We start from the raw sequence: 15,989 nt of genomic DNA, 5'->3' as shown, positions 1-15,989 counted from the left end.
GGGAAGAACACTTTTTTTCTATGGATTCGTTGGTAAAATCACCAAGTTGAAATAGTCGATATGTGCATGATCATATTCCAAAACTGTAAATTTGAATTGTCCAATCGTGATCACTGTACCTGGTTCGATCTCTTTTTGATAGCTTGACATAAAGCCAGCCAGAGTGATGAAATTTGTTTCTTCAAATTCTGGCACATCTTCATTGAAGTAGCGCTCAAAATCATCAAGCGTCAACTTACCTGAAACAATATAGCTACCATCTTCTTGTTTCGCAATCAATGCTTGGTCCACATCTGTTTCATCTCGAATCTCACCGACGATCTCTTCTAAAATATCCTCGATCGTGACAAGTCCACTTGTCCCACCATATTCATCCTTTAAGATCGCTATATGTTTTCCTTTTCTTCGCATGATCGTCAATAGTTTTTTGATGGGGATAGTTTCTGCTGTCACGATTGGTTCTTCAATCAGAGACTCCACCGTTATCTGGTCATCTTCTAAAGATTGTTTGATCAACGCAGGTAATGTCACGTATCCTAACACATTATCTTTGGATTCCAGTATGACAGGATATCTCGTATGCCCACGTTCAATCGATTCCTTGATGGCTTGTTTGACTGTATCTGACGCATCAAATACTTGCATCGATGTCCGATCTACTTGAATGTCTTTTGCCAGTGTGTCATCAAATTCAAAGACATTTTCTAAGTACTGGTATTCATCCTTTGTCAACTCACCTTGCTGGTAAGAATTGAGGGCAACTAAAGTCAATTCTTCTTGCGAGAGTGTTTCTTCACCTTCTGATACTAGTTTCACGCCTAGCAATTTACCTAAGCTTGCTGCCGAATGATTCAATACCCAGATGAAAGGAAACATCGCCAGATAAAAATAATGCAAGGGTCTGACTACGAATAACACAACTTGTTCCGTATTGACGATACTATAACTTTTCGGCAAAAGTTCCCCCACCACAACGTCGACATACGTCACCAGAATGAACCCTAATGCGACAGAGATCGTTGCACTTATTCCCCGTCCGATCGGAAGTTGACCGATCCAAGGTTCCAACAATGCTGCCACAGAACCTTCGCCAACCCAACCAATGATCAAGCCTGTCAATGTGATACCCAATTGACTTGCAGATAAATAATCGTCTAAATGGTGGGTCACATGCAGCGCTAGTTTGGCGTTCTTCACGTCGTCTTTTTCCAATTGCTCTAAACGGGAACGTCTGATTTTTACTAAAGCAAATTCACTCGCAACAAAAAAAGCAGTGATTGCTATCATCAAAAATAATATGACAAAATTTAATACCATTTGTTTCGCCTCACTTTTCCATTTCAATTGTACAACTTTTCATAAAAAGAGTATAACTAGGAGGCTTTTGATTTCTGCTTCTCCCACTAGATCACTTTAAATAATGGGAGGATTTATTCACTTGTATCACTAGCATTCAACAGCTATTCAATAACAAGAAAATTTATAAATTAAGGTTTAAAATGTACGCATGTGCTATGCTATTACGTGACAGTACAGTTTAATGACGGTGGCTATCCTTCGAAAGCGAGGTGGTGCGTATGCACATACTTTCTAAATCTTACGAAAGGAGACGCCTTTTGTCGGCATTCGATACAATCCAATTGATGCTCAGCTTTGGTATGTTCACCATCGCCCTGATCACGTTGGTTGTAGCATTGCTTAGAGACGACAAAAAGAAATAACCGTCCTCGGCTTAGGACGGTTATTTTTATAACAATTAACTAAACCTATGCCGCTGTTTTTTAAACAACGCTGTCAAAGGGGAGTTGTTGATGCAACTCCTCTTTTCGTATTTAGTATAGCATACTATCGACATGCTTACTAGATTAAGTTCTAGGGAAGATCCTCTGTCAGTTGGGCATTTAGTCTAAATTGATGCTCAGCTTTGGTATGTTTACTATCGCTCTGATCACGTTGGTTGTAGCATTGCTTAGCGACGACAAAAAGAAATAACCGTCCTCGGCTAAGGACGGTTATTTTGTAAAAATTAACTTGAATATGCCGCTGTTTTTTAAACAACGCTGTCAAAGGGGAGTTGTTGACGCAACTCCTCTTTTCGTATTTAGTATAGCATACTATCGACATGCTTACTAGATTAAGTTCTAGGGAAGATCCTCTGTCAGTTGGGCATTTAGTCTAAATTGATGCTCAGCTTTGGTATGTTTACCATTACCCTGATCACGTTGGTAGTAGCATTGCTTAGCGACGACAAAAAGAAATAACCGTCCTCGGCATAGGACGGTTATTTTGTAAAAAATAAGTTGAAATATGCCGCTGTTAATTAAGCGGTACTGTCAAAGGCGAGTTGTTATCGCAACTCCTCTTTCCAGTTTTAGTATAGCATAAACTAATTCTTTATCTACTTACTTTTTCGTTCTTTCAACCACGTTTTTCTTGTTCCACCAATCAGCAAAGGTACTGTTTCATGTTTGACTTCACTGTATTCTAAACCAAACCATGTTTCTGGCGTCGTAGCGATTTTCTTGATGGCAAGTTTAGCTTGCATGATTTGTCGTTCCCATTTCCCAAGAGTTGTTACATTGGAAACTACTTCGTCGATCAAGATGAATTGGAAATCGCCGACTTCTCTTCCTGGAGTCAATGAATACGTCTGTGGTTGTTTTGGTAGACGTCCTTGTTTCATTAAATCGTGGATGATTTGTCGAACGTAGACATTGATTTCTTGTTGTACGCGGAATCCTAAGAACAGGTTCACTTGAACAACGAAATCGGTTCCCATCATATCCACTTGATATTCTTTCGTATAGGGTTCATCGGTTACTTCTACGTGGACAAACCAATAGGCCTTCGCCCGCTTTGGTCGTTTATCTAAAATGGAATACACGAACTGACGACCAACCTTCCCATCTGCCATATCTGGCACTAAGAAAACTACATTCGTTTGATACATTGGTAAGGATTTGTCCTCTTTCAATGCTTGAAGTTGTGGAATATATTCTTTTAATGCCACTTCTTCTGCGACCGATTCACGAATGATATTTCCTTGTTCCCAAACAAACATGACTGCTAGAATGACTAAAGCAATCAACACAGCGACAAAACCGCCATGGAAGAACTTCACGATACTTGAAATAAAGAAGACGACTTCGATTGCCCCAAAGAAAAAGGTAATTGTATGAGCTAACCACTTCGGATAGCCAGTTTGGAGCAAATAGAAATAAAGTAAGGCAGTCGTCATCAACATCGTTACGGTAATGGACAGCCCGTACGCAGCTTCCATATGGTGTGAGGTTCTAAAGGTAACAACAACCAGTGAACAAGCAATCCATAGAATCAAATTTACTGCTGGAATATACATTTGCCCGATACTGCTTCCGGGATACATGATTTTCAACCGAGGCAATAATTTCAATTTGATTGCTTCTGAAACTAGAGTAAATGACCCAGTAATTAACGCTTGCGAAGCGATAACAGCCGCAATCGTTGCAAATATGACCCCAATGACGGTAAAACTAGCCGGCATCATTTTGAAAAATGGATTCAAGTTTTCGATCGCTTGGGTTTCTGGATTTTGATAGACATTCAACAGCCATGCTGCCTGCCCAAAATAATTCAATACCAAACATACTTTAACGTATGGCCAGCTTAAACGAATGTTTCGTTTTCCGACATGTCCTAAGTCAGAATAAAGCGCCTCTGCCCCAGTAGTAGCCAGAAAGATATTTCCTAGAATAAATAGACCTAGCTTATTATCAGGACTAAATAGCAACTGGATCGCATAATAAGGATTTAAGGCACGGATCACTGTCCAGTCTTGACTGAAATTAAACAAGCCCATCGCGCCTAAAAAGGTGAACCATAAAAACATAATCGGTCCAAATGCTTTCCCGACAACTTCTGTACCGAATCGTTGGACCATGAATAAAACAAAAATAATAACTAAAGTAATAATGACGATGATGTTCTGGTCATTGCCGAAACGGTCAAAGAATTGTGGAATCCCACGCAATCCTTCAATAGCGGTCGTAACCGTTACAGCGGGGGTCAGTACCCCATCTGCTAATAATGCTGCGCCACCGATCATTGCAGGTATGATCAGATATTTACCGCCTTTTCTAACCAAAGTATATAAAGAAAAAATCCCACCTTCCCCATGGTTATCTGCATTTAAAGCAATCACGACATATTTGATCGTCGTTAATAATGTCAAAGTCCAAAAAATCAAGGAGACTGCTCCGATAACAAAATCTGGGTTGATCCCCCGCAAGCCGCCATTGTCTTCTACGATTGCTTTCATTACATAAAGCGGACTGGTACCGATATCTCCATAAACAACCCCCATGGCGACTAATAACCCAGCCATCGAGATTTTTTTTGTGTTATGCTTTGTTGTCACTGTTCCCCCTCATTTCTCCAATCCTATGATTGACCTAAATTCCACCTAATTATCCAAGTATTCAACGTCGGTGTCAATAAATCAGCTAAAAATAACCGATTCATCGACGTCTTCTTAAATAATCGGCTGTAAAGGAGTAAAGAGCCAAACAAACGAGTGCCCCGATCAATGATGGGATAAGATAAAAGCCACTGATTGATGGACCTAGATCGCCTAACACAAATTCACCTAACCAACTTCCAAAGAAACCAATGATAATATTTCCAGTGACGCCCCCTGGAACATCTTCATTAAGAACAGCTCCAGCAACGAATCCTAATACGCCACCTACAATCAATGAGAATAAAAAATGGATCATTTCCATTCCTCCTTTTGCACTTTAAATAACTAAGTGTTTATTAAGAAAATATAAATTGACCCTTTATGCGTTTTACTTTAACGATTTTAAAAAAATAAGCGTACTACTTTTGAAAATATAAAATTATTTTCGTAGTAGTACGCTTATTAAAAAACTTTTATCTTAAAACGATGGAATTACTTCTTGTCCTCTTCGTTCAACATTGCTTTTCTTGAAAGATTCACACGACCTTGTTTGTCGATCTCTGTCACTTTCACCAACACTTCATCGCCTAGTTTCACAACGTCTTCTACATTGTTCACACGTTCATTCGCTAATTGAGAGATATGGACTAAGCCGTCTTTCCCTTTGATCAAGTTGACAAATGCACCGAATTTTTCGATACGAACAACTTTACCAAGGTAGACTTCGCCAACTTTGACTTCTTTTGTCAAGTCTTCGATGATCTTGATTGCTTTTTGGATCATTTCTTTATCAGAAGAAGCAATACTTACTTTACCGTCTTGATCGATATCGATCTTCACGCCTGTTTCATCAATGATTCCATTGATCGTATCGCCACCTTTACCGATGACATCCTTGATTTTCGTAGGATCGATTTGGATCATTTCGATTTTAGGTGCATATTGGCTAAGCTCTTCACGTGGTGTAGCGATCGTTGAAGTCAATTCTTCTAAGATTTCCATACGTGCTTGTTTTGCTTGTGCCAGTGCTTCTTTTAAGATTTGTTCCGTGATACCTTGGATCTTGATATCCATTTGTAGTGCTGTGATTCCATCTTTTGTTCCGGCAACTTTGAAGTCCATGTCGCCTAAATGGTCTTCTAGACCTTGGATGTCTGTTAAAATCGTGTAGTTTTCACCATCAGATACTAATCCCATAGCAATACCAGCAACAGGTGCTTTGATTGGCACACCTGCGTCCATCAATGCTAAGGTACCTGCACAGATACTTGCTTGAGAAGATGAACCATTCGATTCAAGCACTTCTGCCACTAGACGGATCGTGTAAGGAAACTCTTCTTCTGAAGGGATCACTTGTGCTAATGCACGTTCACCTAATGCACCATGACCGATTTCACGACGACCTGGTGAACCGGCACGACCAGTTGAACCCACAGAAAATTGTGGGAAATTGTAATGGTGGATGAATCGTTTGCTGACTTCTACACCTAAGCCATCAATGATTTGGTGTTCCCCTAAAGGTGCCAATGTACATGATGATAGTGCTTGAGTTTGTCCACGAGTAAATAATCCAGAACCATGAACACGTGGCAACAAGCCAACTTCTGATGCTAAAGGACGGATCTCATCTAATTTACGACCATCAGGACGGATTTTGTCAATCGTGATCAACTCACGAACGACGTCTTTTTCAAGATCTTCCGTAATTTGTTTCACTTCTTTTAGTAATTGCGCTTCCTCTTCATGACCCGCAAATTTCTCTGCATAAGCTTCGCGAATATCGATTTTCACTTGGTCGATATTATCTTCACGAGCTAATTTTTCTTCTGTCATGACCGCTTCTTTCATCGTGCCATATGATGCATCAAAAATTTCTTTTTTCAAGTCAGCATCGACTTGTAATAAAGAAACTTCCATTTTTTCTTTGCCGACAGCTTGAACGATTTCTTCTTGGAATGCGACTAATTCTTTGATTGCGTCAAATCCAAATAATAATGCACCCAGCATATCTTCTTCAGAAACTTCTTTTGCGCCACTTTCAACCATGTTGATTGCTTGTTTTGTCCCAGCTACGCTTAATTCGATATCGGTAGTCTCTGCTTGTTCAACTGTTGGGTTCAAGATGTACTCGCCATTGACACGGCCAACTTCAACACCTGCGATTGGTCCATCGAATGGGATATCTGAAATCGATAAAGCTAGTGAAGAACCTAACATTGCTGCCATTGCGGGAGAACAATCTGTTTCCACACTCATCACGATATTTGTAACTTGGACTTCATTACGGAAACCTTCCGCAAACATTGGACGGATCGGACGGTCGATCAAACGAGCAGTCAAAGTTGCTTCCGTACTTGGACGACCTTCACGTTTGATAAATCCTCCTGGGATCTTACCAGCTGCATACATTTTTTCTTCATAATTGATCGTCAACGGGAAGAAATCTGTATCTTTGGCTTCTTTTGAAGCAACTGCCGCACTTAATACGACCGTATCCCCATAACGAACTAATACTGCTCCATTGGCTTGTTTGGCTAATTGGCCAACTTCGATCTCTAAGGGACGTCCGCCCCATGTCGTTTTAAAAACTTGTTTTTCTGACATAAATACTCCTTTTCCTTCTCGTGAACGCTAGACGCTACTAAACAAATGAAAACCGCGAAAGCGATCTTTTGCACCTTTCATTTGGTTAGTAGGAGTCCATCGAGCTGATTCACAGAAATGTTTGATAGTTTAAAGTAAAAAAGTGAGATTCACGCGAACCCCACTTTCTGTTAAAAATTAACGGCGTAAGCCTAGACGTTGGATCAATTCACGGTAACGTTGAACGTCAGTTTTACGTAAGTAAGCTAACAAGTTACGACGATGACCAACTTTTTTCATCAAACCACGGTATGAATGATGATCTTTTTTGTGAACACGTGCATGTTCGTTCAAGTGGTTGATTTCTTCAGTTAATACAGCGATTTGTACTTCTGGAGAACCAGTATCTCCTTCATGACGTGCGTAATCTTTGATGATTTCGTTTTTGCGTTCTTTTGAAATTGCCATTTCTTTCACCTCGTTTAATTATTCCCCTGTGACTGAGTAAAACGTTGGTGATTCGTTTAACCAAGTAACAGGACATATGCTTTAAACATACAGCTATACTTTACCTGAATCTTCCTAATAAATCAAGTGTAGAATCCTTAAGAAAATCTAGTTGATTAAACAATCAGGCTACTACTTTTTCAAATTTATGGTAAACTATTAACCGAAAAGAGAGTGTTTGATAAGAAAGGGGTACATATTCCATGATCACAATGGATGACATTATTCGAGAAGGCAATCCAACATTACGTGAAGTAGCGCAAGAAGTCGCTCTTCCACTCAGTGAGGAAGATCTCTTATTAGGAGAAGAAATGTTGGAATTTCTTAAAAATAGCCAAGATCCAATCAAAGCAGAAGAATTAAATTTACGTGGTGGTGTCGGCCTAGCTGCGCCTCAGCTTGATATTTCAAAACGGATCATTGCGGTCCACGTACCAAATCCAGATCCAGAAATCACAGAACCGACGTTGAGTACGGTCATGTATAATCCAAAAATCCTGAGCCATTCCGTCCAGAATGCTTGCTTAGGCGAAGGTGAAGGCTGTTTATCCGTCGATCGTGAAGTCCCTGGGTATGTTGTGCGCCATGCAAAAATCACGCTTTCGTATTATGACAAAAACGGTGAGAAACAAAAAATCCGTTTAAAAAATTATGAATCCATCGTAGTACAACATGAAATCGACCATATCAATGGCGTAATGTTCTATGACCATATCAATGATCAAAATCCTTTTGCCTTAAAAGAAGGCGTCTTGGTGATCGAGTAAGAATAGATAATGACAAAAATGAACAGAGAGTGGCAGCTTCATCTGCTTTCCTCTGTTCATTTTTTCTACCGTAAAAACTCATCTCGATCTTGTTTTAACATTTTTATAGAAGTTGACAACAATAAATGATTGTTTCTTGTACGAAACACTCTTTACTCTTCTCTTAAAGATAACTCAACGTTCCGTCAATGTTTTTTGCTGGTGTTTTGTTGTCTGATGCATTCCGAGATTCTGTCCAAATTTTGTTGATCGAAAACCAGTTAACAATTTAGTCATCCTAACTTTTTCTGTATTGGTTGGTTTGGTAGTCACATTTTCTGCTGGAGTGTTTTTCCCTTTTTCAAATACATTATTGAACCGAGACACAACACTACTAAAGCAATGGGTCTTATTTCTAGCGTTCTCACTAGTATTCGTACTTCGATCATTCATTCCTGCAATTCTTGTGTAATACGAGTGACCTTTTCTTTGAATTAATTGATCGGTTGCTTGATCAACCAATCGTTTTATTGGTTTGTGTGGTGGATCTAGTTCCATTTCCACTCCTGTATTGGATGCTGTCCTTCTAAATAGAGCACTTACATTTTTACACAACTTAAGCTCATCCAAAGAGGCATTTATAACAGCTTCCTTGTTTTTTGAAGTTTCTTTACCATATAAACATCTTTTGACACTAGCCAATTCATTTATCTTTTCGTTTGCATTCATTGAGGCTACTATAACTTGGCTTTCTTTTACTACCGTGCTTAAGTGGGTAACGACACTCTTGAAATCTTTAAGGTTATCAGTGACTACTACCTTAGCTTTTTGTGGTTCGATCTTATCTAGCGAAGTAAATGTTCGTTCAAATCTCTTTGCCTGTTCATTTAACGGTGGAAGCACATCTATGGTTGCTTTTTGAGTTGCCGCTGTATGTGAATCCTCTATAGGAAAGGGTTCATTTTTGATAACTGATTTTGGTACACGATTTGCCCATAATTCTGGATCACGCTCCCATGGTGCCACTACTCTTTGCCCATTTTCCCAAAAAACAAATCTACCTTGTAGTTGATTTCTTTGAAGATACAAGACTCGCAGCGCATGATCGAACACATCATTTCTAAAACTGTCAATTGTTTGATCCATTTGATGGCGAAGCGAATCTAATGGTACCCATAGCTCAACATCTTCTCTTTTTTTAACAGCTTCAATCAGGATCAATTCAGAACGGTGGATCAAGGGGTTTTGGCTCCCCGCATCTGCAATCTCTTCAAAGGCTTGATTAGTATATTCTATTGTTTGTGTACACTCTTGCCTCTCTCCCAGTGATTGCATTGGATAAACAGCGTTTGTGTTCAAATCTATGCTATCTCTTATTACTTGAATGATTTCATTAAGTAGAGGATTGTTCTGTATTGCTCTTTCTAAATTCTTGGAATTAATTGAACGTTTTCTTAAGGCGTGAAAAATCATTTCTATGTAAACTTTCGAATCATGGGGTATCTTTTTTTGTCTAGGATCTAAATGATCCAATTTTTCCATTAAGCCTTTTCTATCCTGTTCGTCACCAAAAATCAATACATGTTTTAACTTCTCGACATTTTTTTCTATTGGAAAAATCGTCTCCGCTTGATAATGAATAGATGCAGGGTTGCTCAAGTTCTGCTCCAACCTTATTTCTTTCCTTTTTTCTTTTAATACTTTTCGTCGGTGTAATTCCTCCGTTACTTCATGCTCTTTCTTTTCTAAGCTAGATAACATTCGCTGGATCATTTCCTTAGCTATTGTAACTTGTATAAATGGTAAACGACCATTTATTGTATCGGTTATGGACTTTTGCTGATAGAGATATTCTTTTAAATCACCAGAAGAAATTTCTGCAAGCTTACTTGTGGTATGAATACCTAGTGATTGAATGATATTGCTGGATTTTTCTTGGATCAAGTTTTCATCTATAGTTGGAAGTTGGCCAGGATGATTGAATATTGCTGAAATATATGGATCTTCCTTAAAAAGAAACTGGATTTGTAGATGCCATCGACGTTTTTTTGTATCAATATTTTTTAAAAACTCACTTTTAAGTTGGCCTTTTTTATATAAATAATAAATAAAGATATAATCGAGCTGCCGATTCCAATCTGGATTCTTTTCTTTCAAAGCACTAAGAAATCTATTGTGCATTTCCAAAGACGGTTCAGCATGTTTTGAATGCCATTTAGGTGTCACTTGATTATTCATCTCTAAAGAAAAGATATCTTTCCTACAATTGAATAAAATTGTTTTTAGCGAAGCATCAACTTCGCTAACTGAACAATTCCCACTCTTTTGTTCTTTCATCGTGATGGCTGGTATACCGATTGATTCGTTTTGGATTGAAAGAGTTGCTAACCTTCTCAATATAAAATATGGTTTGCGAACTTCATGAAATCGCTCTTTAAGAAACAGTTCACTTAGTTCCAAAATTTTTGTTGGCGGAATCTCAAAATAAGAAACCGTGTGATCATCGAAATTTTTTTCTTTATCCACCTTCATAATTATAAAAGAATCATTTTTTTTATAGACTGTTAATCCACATGTATGAGGTGATACTGCCCCATACTCTCCTGGATAAAATGAAGAGGGAATAAGCATGAAATCTGTTGGATCATCATTTCTCAGTTTTTCAAAGATCATTTGCACTTGTTCTTTTTTCTCAAAATCATAAAAATCTTTTGTTCGCTTTAGCGATTCCATGATATTTTCTTTTCGTTCCTTTTCAATAAAAAAATTGTCTTGATCCTCACGAATCATTTGAATATATGTTGAGAATAATAATTGATAGTCTTTATTTAAACCAAAATGATTGATATTTTCTTGTAGTGATAAAGATAAAGCTAATATATCTAATTTTTTTCTGAATTCGTTCATTGTTTGATCTATCATAGTTGACCTCCCAATCGTCTTATTTTTTATCTATTCGTCTCAATGGTGTGTCAGTATGTATTTTTATGATTCAGTCAGCGACAATGTTCCATCTGTCTGATTCTTTGTTTACTTTGCGATTGGCTATTCGTCTTTGCGTAGGTTTTCAACTGTTTAAATTCTTTTTTATCACTAAGCGTATACCCTTCTGGTTGTGCCATGCTCTTTGACTTAGGCTGATAGGTTGCCCAAAATTCAGGATCAGATTCCCAAGGTGGAGAAACAAATTTTTTCTTTTCAATAAAAACGACTCGCTGCTTAAACCGTTCCCAGTTTCGATACATATAGCGTAGTTCACTTCCAGTAATGCCGGGGACTTTTTTTACTACTCTTAGGTCACAAAGTTCGTCTAATAGAAAGACTATTGTGACATGTTGAGACAACAAAGTGAGTTCTATCCCTATTTTACAGCCTTTTTTTATGAAGTGTTGCTTGATCTCTGGACGATCAAATTGGGTATCGTCTTCTGAAATGACCTCTTTAAAGATGTTTTTCAATTGAAATTTTTCAATCGTTTGTGTGACATGATAATATGTTTCCCACAATGGTAAATAGCGTTCCTTTTCGGGGAGGTAATCAATCCAATGACTAAAAAATTCGTCTCTACTTTTTTCTGTAGGACAATGTTTTATATGTTCAAAAATACTTTCCATTAAAATATCATTATACTTATCGATATTAAAATCATTTATGTCCTTATATTGGAAATGTTTTAGCAAAACTTGATCTTCATAGTTAAAGTGGATACGTGCTACCCGTAATCCGTAGATTAGAAGATGGCTCTCTGACGGGGAAATAGCCGATGATTTTCTCAAATCATTTTCCACACAATTTCTCCATAATCTAGCATTTCTTTCCCAAGGAGCTGCGACGATTTGTCCATGCTCCCAAAAGACAATTGATGCTTTGAGCTTATCTTTTTCATGGTATAAACTGCGTAACGTAAAATCTTTATATCTATTTTGCTTCCCTTGGATCGTCGTTACAAAATCCCCATCATAAGAATCTAAAGGTATCCAGATGATAAGATCACTTCGTTTTTTTGCAACTTCAATCATTAATAATTCTGTTTTTTTTAACAATTGTATTCGTAGACTATAAGTTAAAGTATCTTTCATTGAGTGATTGGCAAATTGTCCTGTTTCCTTGTATTGTTGATACTCCTCAAGAAACGGCTCCGAGTAGATCCTGTGTAATTGAAACCTTGGGTCCTCCATCATGATGGCTTGAATATCTTCCCAGAGTGGATATTTGCTGCCTTCTTTTATTTGGTCAATCAACTCTTTGGGTTGAAGAGAGAAATTCTCAAAAGGTTGTTGAATGAGATAGTCGACTAACTCTTCCATATAAACCAATGGGTCATACGGATTTGTTTTTTTCCTGAGTTCTCTATCATTCAACTGTTGTTCCAAATTGCTTTCAGCTGCTCCAAAGCAAAGAATTGTTTTTTGATTTGTTCCTCGAAGCATTTTTCTCCCTCTTTCAATAAAAGTATTTGTAGCATTTCTGTTCAGTATAGTTAAAGTTTTGCCATAGCATAAATCAATTATTTTATAAATAAAGAAAAAATGAGATGGAGATAGAAGTAAAAACACTCCTATCTCCATCTCATAAAGTAAATTATTGGTTCCCTTCGAACAAGATGCCTGCTTCTGCCAAGCTTTGTTTGATTTGCTGCAATACTTCCTTATGTGAGTAACGGATCGTATGCAGATGGATCCCATCCGTTAATTCAGACAATAACGAAGCTTGACTTTTCCGATAACGTTTCATAAATGAGCGAACATCTTCTACTGTCTTGATATGAAGCATCCCTGTCAGTTCGCCATACAAGGGATGCTCAACGATGACGTCTAGTATCTCGCCACCATGAGCAACGATCAACTGTAGTTCTTCCTCTGTTTGTTCTCTCTGATGTTGTACAGCGATTTTACTGATGAACCCATTTTTATCTTGTTCATCTTCCAAAAGATATCCTCTGGCCGTCGCCACGATCGCTTCTCCTGCTGCTCGTAGCAACGCAATGTCTCCTACAATGATTTGGCGACTGACACCAAAACGAGTAGCAAACTTACTGGCACTGACAGGTTTCTCTGCATCAACTAGCGTTTCAATGATTTCTTTTCGGCGAGTTTCTCCTTCAATCATTTATCTACTCCATTCGTTTCTTTTGATAGTTTCGTGAGTGCTTCATGATATCTGCATAAGTAGCTAAGATCGTCTCACTGTATTCTGGTGTTTTCAACCAACTAGCAACTTTATCCAACACTTGTTGTTCTCTTTTTTTATCATAAACTGCTTGGTTAGTTGTTCGTTTGACGTCACCGATCTTCGTGACCGTAGCCATTCTTTTTTCAAGTAGTTCTACTAATTGGTGATCGATTTGATCAATCGCTTGTCTCAACTCCTCCAATGACTCTTCAGGCATTGGTTCATCGATTCGTTTGATGATCCGTGCCGGATTCCCTGCGATCACTACATTATCTGGGAATGATTTGGTTACGACTGCTCCCGCCCCGACAACGACATTGTCTCCTAAAGTCACTCCAGGGGTGATGATCACTCCACCACCTAGCCACACATTATTGCCGATCTCGATTGGTTTAGCGAACTCTAACCCGCTATTTCGTTTCACTGGATGTAGCGGATGTGTGGCAGTATAAAGCTGGACATTAGGGGCAAACATGCAGTTATCGCCAATTTTGATCGTACTAACATCTAAGAATGTACAATTAAAGTTCGCATAAAAATTCTCACCTACGTAAATATTATAGCCGTAATCAAAATTGATCGTCGGTTCCATATAAATCTTTTCGCCGGTAGCGCCAAACGTTTCTTTAAGTAATTGACTGCGAAGTTCACTTGTTTCCGCTTGGTTGATGATCTGGCTTTGACTTCGAGCAAATTTTCTATCGGCTGATAATTCTGGATCACCCGCAAAATAAAGTTCGCCTGCAATCATTTTTTCTTTTTCTGTTTTAGCTGTCATTTTACACTCTCCTGTACTTTTTTGAACACCTTCGTTCCATCTGTTTGGACAAATCGATACGCCTCTGATAGATAGACAGGGGTCTGATTGATGACTAACAGCTTCGCTTGTGGTGAGCGAAACTGGATCAAATCACAAAAGGGATGGACTTGAAAACTTGTCCCTACGATCACAATCAAGTCGGCCTGACTTACAGCAAAAGCTGCTTGCTCTAATACTTCATCTTGGAACCCTTCTCCATATAACACAATATCTGGGCGAATCTGACCACCACATAGTTGATGCTTGTCACTGCTGAGATAATCTTGCCAGTCAACAGCTTGATGGCAGTTTCGACAATAACAATGATACAGATTCCCATGAAAATTAACTAGTTTTTTACTTCCAGCTTTCTCATGTAACCCATCGATATTTTGCGAAACGACCCATACCTCTTTTTCTTTAGCCAACTCTACGATTTCTCGATGGATGATATTCGGGCGTGCTTCGGGATGATAAAGATGTTTGAGAAACGAATAAAATTTTTGTGGTTCTTCCTCCATCGCTTGATGACTCAATAAATATTCTGGGCGATCCATCCCTTGGTAAACACCTGTTAGTGAACGGTAATCGGGTATTCCAGAAGGTGTGGACACACCTGCCCCTGTTAGAAAGGTCAGTTTTTGACTTTCAATCATCGCTGTCGCTGCTTCTTCAATTGTTTGTTCCAACATTTATCACTCACCTCTCTTCTATTATAATCGAAATAAAATGAAACATACCCTCAATCGAATGAAAATTCAGAGATTTTTTTTGAGAAAATACTCACAAACATCACTGACAAAACAATGAAAACGTGCTACAATACCAATGATCTGTATATTTTGAGTATGAAATGAGGTGAATCAATATGGTTGCATTCTTAATTTATTGGGGCGTTATTTTAGCATGTATCGCTTGGTTAGCATTAAGTATTTATTTCTCTATCTTCTATTTAGTACGTAAAGAAAATGGAAATCTATGGGCGTTTGCCTTTTTCAATGTATTGGCAGCAATTGTTCTAGCAATTACATTAGTTGTTTATCGCACATGGGGCTGGGGGATCACACAATACTCTAGTTTGATCTATCTCGTTTTAGCTATTTATGGAGTAACAGTTATTTTACAAGCCATTCTTGGTCGTGAACCTAAGAAAGCTACAGCTTAAAATACTTTTAGATAAAATTAGATAAAAAAGGAAACAGACTGCGTGATTTTGCAGTCTGTTTTTCGTTATTTTACTATCATTTAAGTTTTGCATAAAATGTATAATTATTCTTTTTTTGAAAACATTCTCTTTTCCTTTTTTCATGAAAGAAATTAAATAAACAGTATATTTCTTTATTTATCAACTTTTTTCTGCAAAAATGTAGTTTCTCATTGACAAAGTGGCTACTCTATCGTAGACTATTTTTTGTATAAATAACTGAATACGAGATGCCTCAATCAATGAGGTAGAGGTCGCGAGAATCATTAAACCTGTGGAGTGAAGCAAACATGTGGAAGCAGGGCTAGGGAGGATCGCCGAAATGTACTTTTTTTTGCTTAAAAAGTATGTTGGGACGTAAGTTAACAGCTTACGGACTGTCTTAGCAGTGATGCTAAGTTGCGCTATGTTTTGTGAGAGGTTTATCACTCTGTGAAATTTAGCGGCCCTTTTGTACCTACAAAGTGGTCGTTTTTTATTTCTCCTTGATAAGCAACTGCAATGCATGTATTCGACCACTCGTGTCAAGGCGCTTTGGTT

At 38.2% G+C, this 15,989-nt stretch carries 15 protein-coding genes and 1 riboswitch; of the genes, 5 read left to right on the top strand and 10 right to left on the bottom strand.

The features are described from left to right. Positions 1 to 18: 18 nt before the first annotated feature. The gene (locus IGK77_RS01035) at positions 19 to 1,317 is read right to left on the bottom strand and encodes a hemolysin family protein (protein ID WP_074799582.1); all 1,299 of its coding nucleotides are present in this window, start codon (positions 1,315 to 1,317) and stop codon (positions 19 to 21) included. A 260-nt stretch (positions 1,318 to 1,577) separates the two neighbouring features. On the opposite strand from IGK77_RS01035, the gene pepG1 reads away from it, so the two are divergent. The 3 genes from pepG1 to IGK77_RS01020 all read left to right on the top strand — a co-directional run bounded on the left by pepG1 (position 1,578) and on the right by IGK77_RS01020 (position 2,261). After that, entirely contained in the window at positions 1,578 to 1,721 is a 144-nt protein-coding gene (gene pepG1 / locus IGK77_RS01030) for a type I toxin-antitoxin system toxin PepG1 (protein WP_074799581.1), read from the top strand. 193 nt (positions 1,722 to 1,914) lie between these two features. Beyond that, positions 1,915 to 1,992: a putative holin-like toxin gene (locus IGK77_RS01025; RefSeq protein WP_100917302.1), complete on the top strand. Its 78-nt coding sequence runs from the start codon at positions 1,915 to 1,917 to the stop codon at positions 1,990 to 1,992. Positions 1,993 to 2,183: 191 nt separating this feature from the next. Beyond that, positions 2,184 to 2,261, top strand: coding sequence for a putative holin-like toxin (locus IGK77_RS01020; protein ID WP_100207132.1), 78 nt, complete (start codon positions 2,184 to 2,186; stop codon positions 2,259 to 2,261). Positions 2,262 to 2,398: 137 nt separating this feature from the next. Here the strand turns inward: IGK77_RS01020 and IGK77_RS01015 are convergent, their stop codons facing one another. From IGK77_RS01015 to rpsO, 4 genes are all read right to left on the bottom strand, one after another. Next, a complete protein-coding gene (locus IGK77_RS01015) occupies positions 2,399 to 4,396 on the bottom strand; it encodes a KUP/HAK/KT family potassium transporter (protein ID WP_071866108.1) in 1,998 nt (665 codons plus the stop codon). Between the two features lie 100 nt (positions 4,397 to 4,496). Then, positions 4,497 to 4,754, bottom strand: a complete 258-nt coding sequence (locus IGK77_RS01010) for a GlsB/YeaQ/YmgE family stress response membrane protein (RefSeq protein WP_065096493.1) — start codon at positions 4,752 to 4,754, stop codon at positions 4,497 to 4,499. A 176-nt stretch (positions 4,755 to 4,930) separates the two neighbouring features. Next, positions 4,931 to 7,042 (bottom strand): polyribonucleotide nucleotidyltransferase, encoded by a 2,112-nt coding sequence (gene pnp, locus IGK77_RS01005; protein ID WP_071866107.1) that lies wholly within the window; start codon positions 7,040 to 7,042, stop codon positions 4,931 to 4,933. Positions 7,043 to 7,219: 177 nt separating this feature from the next. Beyond that, on the bottom strand, positions 7,220 to 7,489 hold the full coding sequence (gene rpsO, locus IGK77_RS01000; protein ID WP_010734375.1) for a 30S ribosomal protein S15: 270 nt from the start codon (positions 7,487 to 7,489) through the stop codon (positions 7,220 to 7,222). Between the two features lie 242 nt (positions 7,490 to 7,731). Here rpsO and def point away from each other — a divergent pair, with 242 nt between their 5' ends. Next, complete coding sequence (gene def / locus IGK77_RS00995; protein WP_010734376.1) at positions 7,732 to 8,295, top strand: peptide deformylase; 564 nt, start codon at positions 7,732 to 7,734, stop codon at positions 8,293 to 8,295. A gap of 174 nt (positions 8,296 to 8,469) precedes the next feature. Here def and IGK77_RS00990 read toward each other — a convergent pair whose 3' ends face one another. The 5 genes from IGK77_RS00990 to IGK77_RS00970 form a co-directional block, all read right to left on the bottom strand. After that, positions 8,470 to 11,196, bottom strand: a complete 2,727-nt coding sequence (locus tag IGK77_RS00990) for a hypothetical protein (RefSeq protein WP_438712855.1) — start codon at positions 11,194 to 11,196, stop codon at positions 8,470 to 8,472. A gap of 74 nt (positions 11,197 to 11,270) precedes the next feature. Next, positions 11,271 to 12,704 (bottom strand): hypothetical protein, encoded by a 1,434-nt coding sequence (locus IGK77_RS00985; protein ID WP_071866105.1) that lies wholly within the window; start codon positions 12,702 to 12,704, stop codon positions 11,271 to 11,273. A 151-nt stretch (positions 12,705 to 12,855) separates the two neighbouring features. Further along, complete coding sequence (locus IGK77_RS00980) at positions 12,856 to 13,383, bottom strand: transcription repressor NadR (RefSeq protein WP_071866104.1); 528 nt, start codon at positions 13,381 to 13,383, stop codon at positions 12,856 to 12,858. 4 nt (positions 13,384 to 13,387) lie between these two features. After that, positions 13,388 to 14,224, bottom strand: coding sequence for a chorismate mutase (locus IGK77_RS00975; RefSeq protein ID WP_071866103.1), 837 nt, complete (start codon positions 14,222 to 14,224; stop codon positions 13,388 to 13,390). Further along, positions 14,221 to 14,937, bottom strand: a complete 717-nt coding sequence (locus tag IGK77_RS00970; protein ID WP_071866102.1) for an NAD-dependent protein deacylase — start codon at positions 14,935 to 14,937, stop codon at positions 14,221 to 14,223. Before IGK77_RS00970 ends, IGK77_RS00975 begins: the two co-directional genes overlap by 4 nt. 176 nt (positions 14,938 to 15,113) lie before the next feature. On the opposite strand from IGK77_RS00970, the gene IGK77_RS00965 reads away from it, so the two are divergent. Continuing rightward, the gene (locus IGK77_RS00965; protein ID WP_010734383.1) at positions 15,114 to 15,410 is read left to right on the top strand and encodes a hypothetical protein; all 297 of its coding nucleotides are present in this window, start codon (positions 15,114 to 15,116) and stop codon (positions 15,408 to 15,410) included. A 279-nt stretch (positions 15,411 to 15,689) separates the two neighbouring features. Then, a riboswitch (Lysine riboswitch) is annotated at positions 15,690 to 15,864 on the top strand. Positions 15,865 to 15,989: the final 125 nt, after the last annotated feature.

Origin of the sequence: Enterococcus sp. DIV0806c, assembly GCF_051710905.1 — a bacterium.
GTDB classification, from domain to species: domain Bacteria; phylum Bacillota; class Bacilli; order Lactobacillales; family Enterococcaceae; genus Enterococcus_B; species Enterococcus_B mundtii.
Note: the sequence above shows the minus strand (reverse complement) of the source record. Positions and strands in the feature narration are given on the sequence as shown.

Excerpts from the sequence above, each read along its gene's own strand:
- IGK77_RS01035 (WP_074799582.1), bottom strand. The coding sequence starts at position 1,317 with ATGGTATTAAATTTTGTCATATTATTTTTGATGATAGCAATCACTGCT.
- pepG1 (WP_074799581.1), top strand. The coding sequence starts at position 1,578 with ATGCACATACTTTCTAAATCTTACGAAAGGAGACGCCTTTTGTCGGCA.
- IGK77_RS01025 (WP_100917302.1), top strand. The coding sequence starts at position 1,915 with ATGCTCAGCTTTGGTATGTTTACTATCGCTCTGATCACGTTGGTTGTA.
- IGK77_RS01020 (WP_100207132.1), top strand. The coding sequence starts at position 2,184 with ATGCTCAGCTTTGGTATGTTTACCATTACCCTGATCACGTTGGTAGTA.
- IGK77_RS01010 (WP_065096493.1), bottom strand. The coding sequence starts at position 4,754 with ATGATCCATTTTTTATTCTCATTGATTGTAGGTGGCGTATTAGGATTC.
- pnp (WP_071866107.1), bottom strand. The coding sequence starts at position 7,042 with ATGTCAGAAAAACAAGTTTTTAAAACGACATGGGGCGGACGTCCCTTA.
- rpsO (WP_010734375.1), bottom strand. The coding sequence starts at position 7,489 with ATGGCAATTTCAAAAGAACGCAAAAACGAAATCATCAAAGATTACGCA.
- def (WP_010734376.1), top strand. The coding sequence starts at position 7,732 with ATGATCACAATGGATGACATTATTCGAGAAGGCAATCCAACATTACGT.
- IGK77_RS00990 (WP_438712855.1), bottom strand. The coding sequence starts at position 11,196 with ATGATAGATCAAACAATGAACGAATTCAGAAAAAAATTAGATATATTA.
- IGK77_RS00985 (WP_071866105.1), bottom strand. The coding sequence starts at position 12,704 with ATGCTTCGAGGAACAAATCAAAAAACAATTCTTTGCTTTGGAGCAGCT.
- IGK77_RS00980 (WP_071866104.1), bottom strand. The coding sequence starts at position 13,383 with ATGATTGAAGGAGAAACTCGCCGAAAAGAAATCATTGAAACGCTAGTT.
- IGK77_RS00975 (WP_071866103.1), bottom strand. The coding sequence starts at position 14,224 with ATGACAGCTAAAACAGAAAAAGAAAAAATGATTGCAGGCGAACTTTAT.
- IGK77_RS00970 (WP_071866102.1), bottom strand. The coding sequence starts at position 14,937 with ATGTTGGAACAAACAATTGAAGAAGCAGCGACAGCGATGATTGAAAGT.
- IGK77_RS00965 (WP_010734383.1), top strand. The coding sequence starts at position 15,114 with ATGGTTGCATTCTTAATTTATTGGGGCGTTATTTTAGCATGTATCGCT.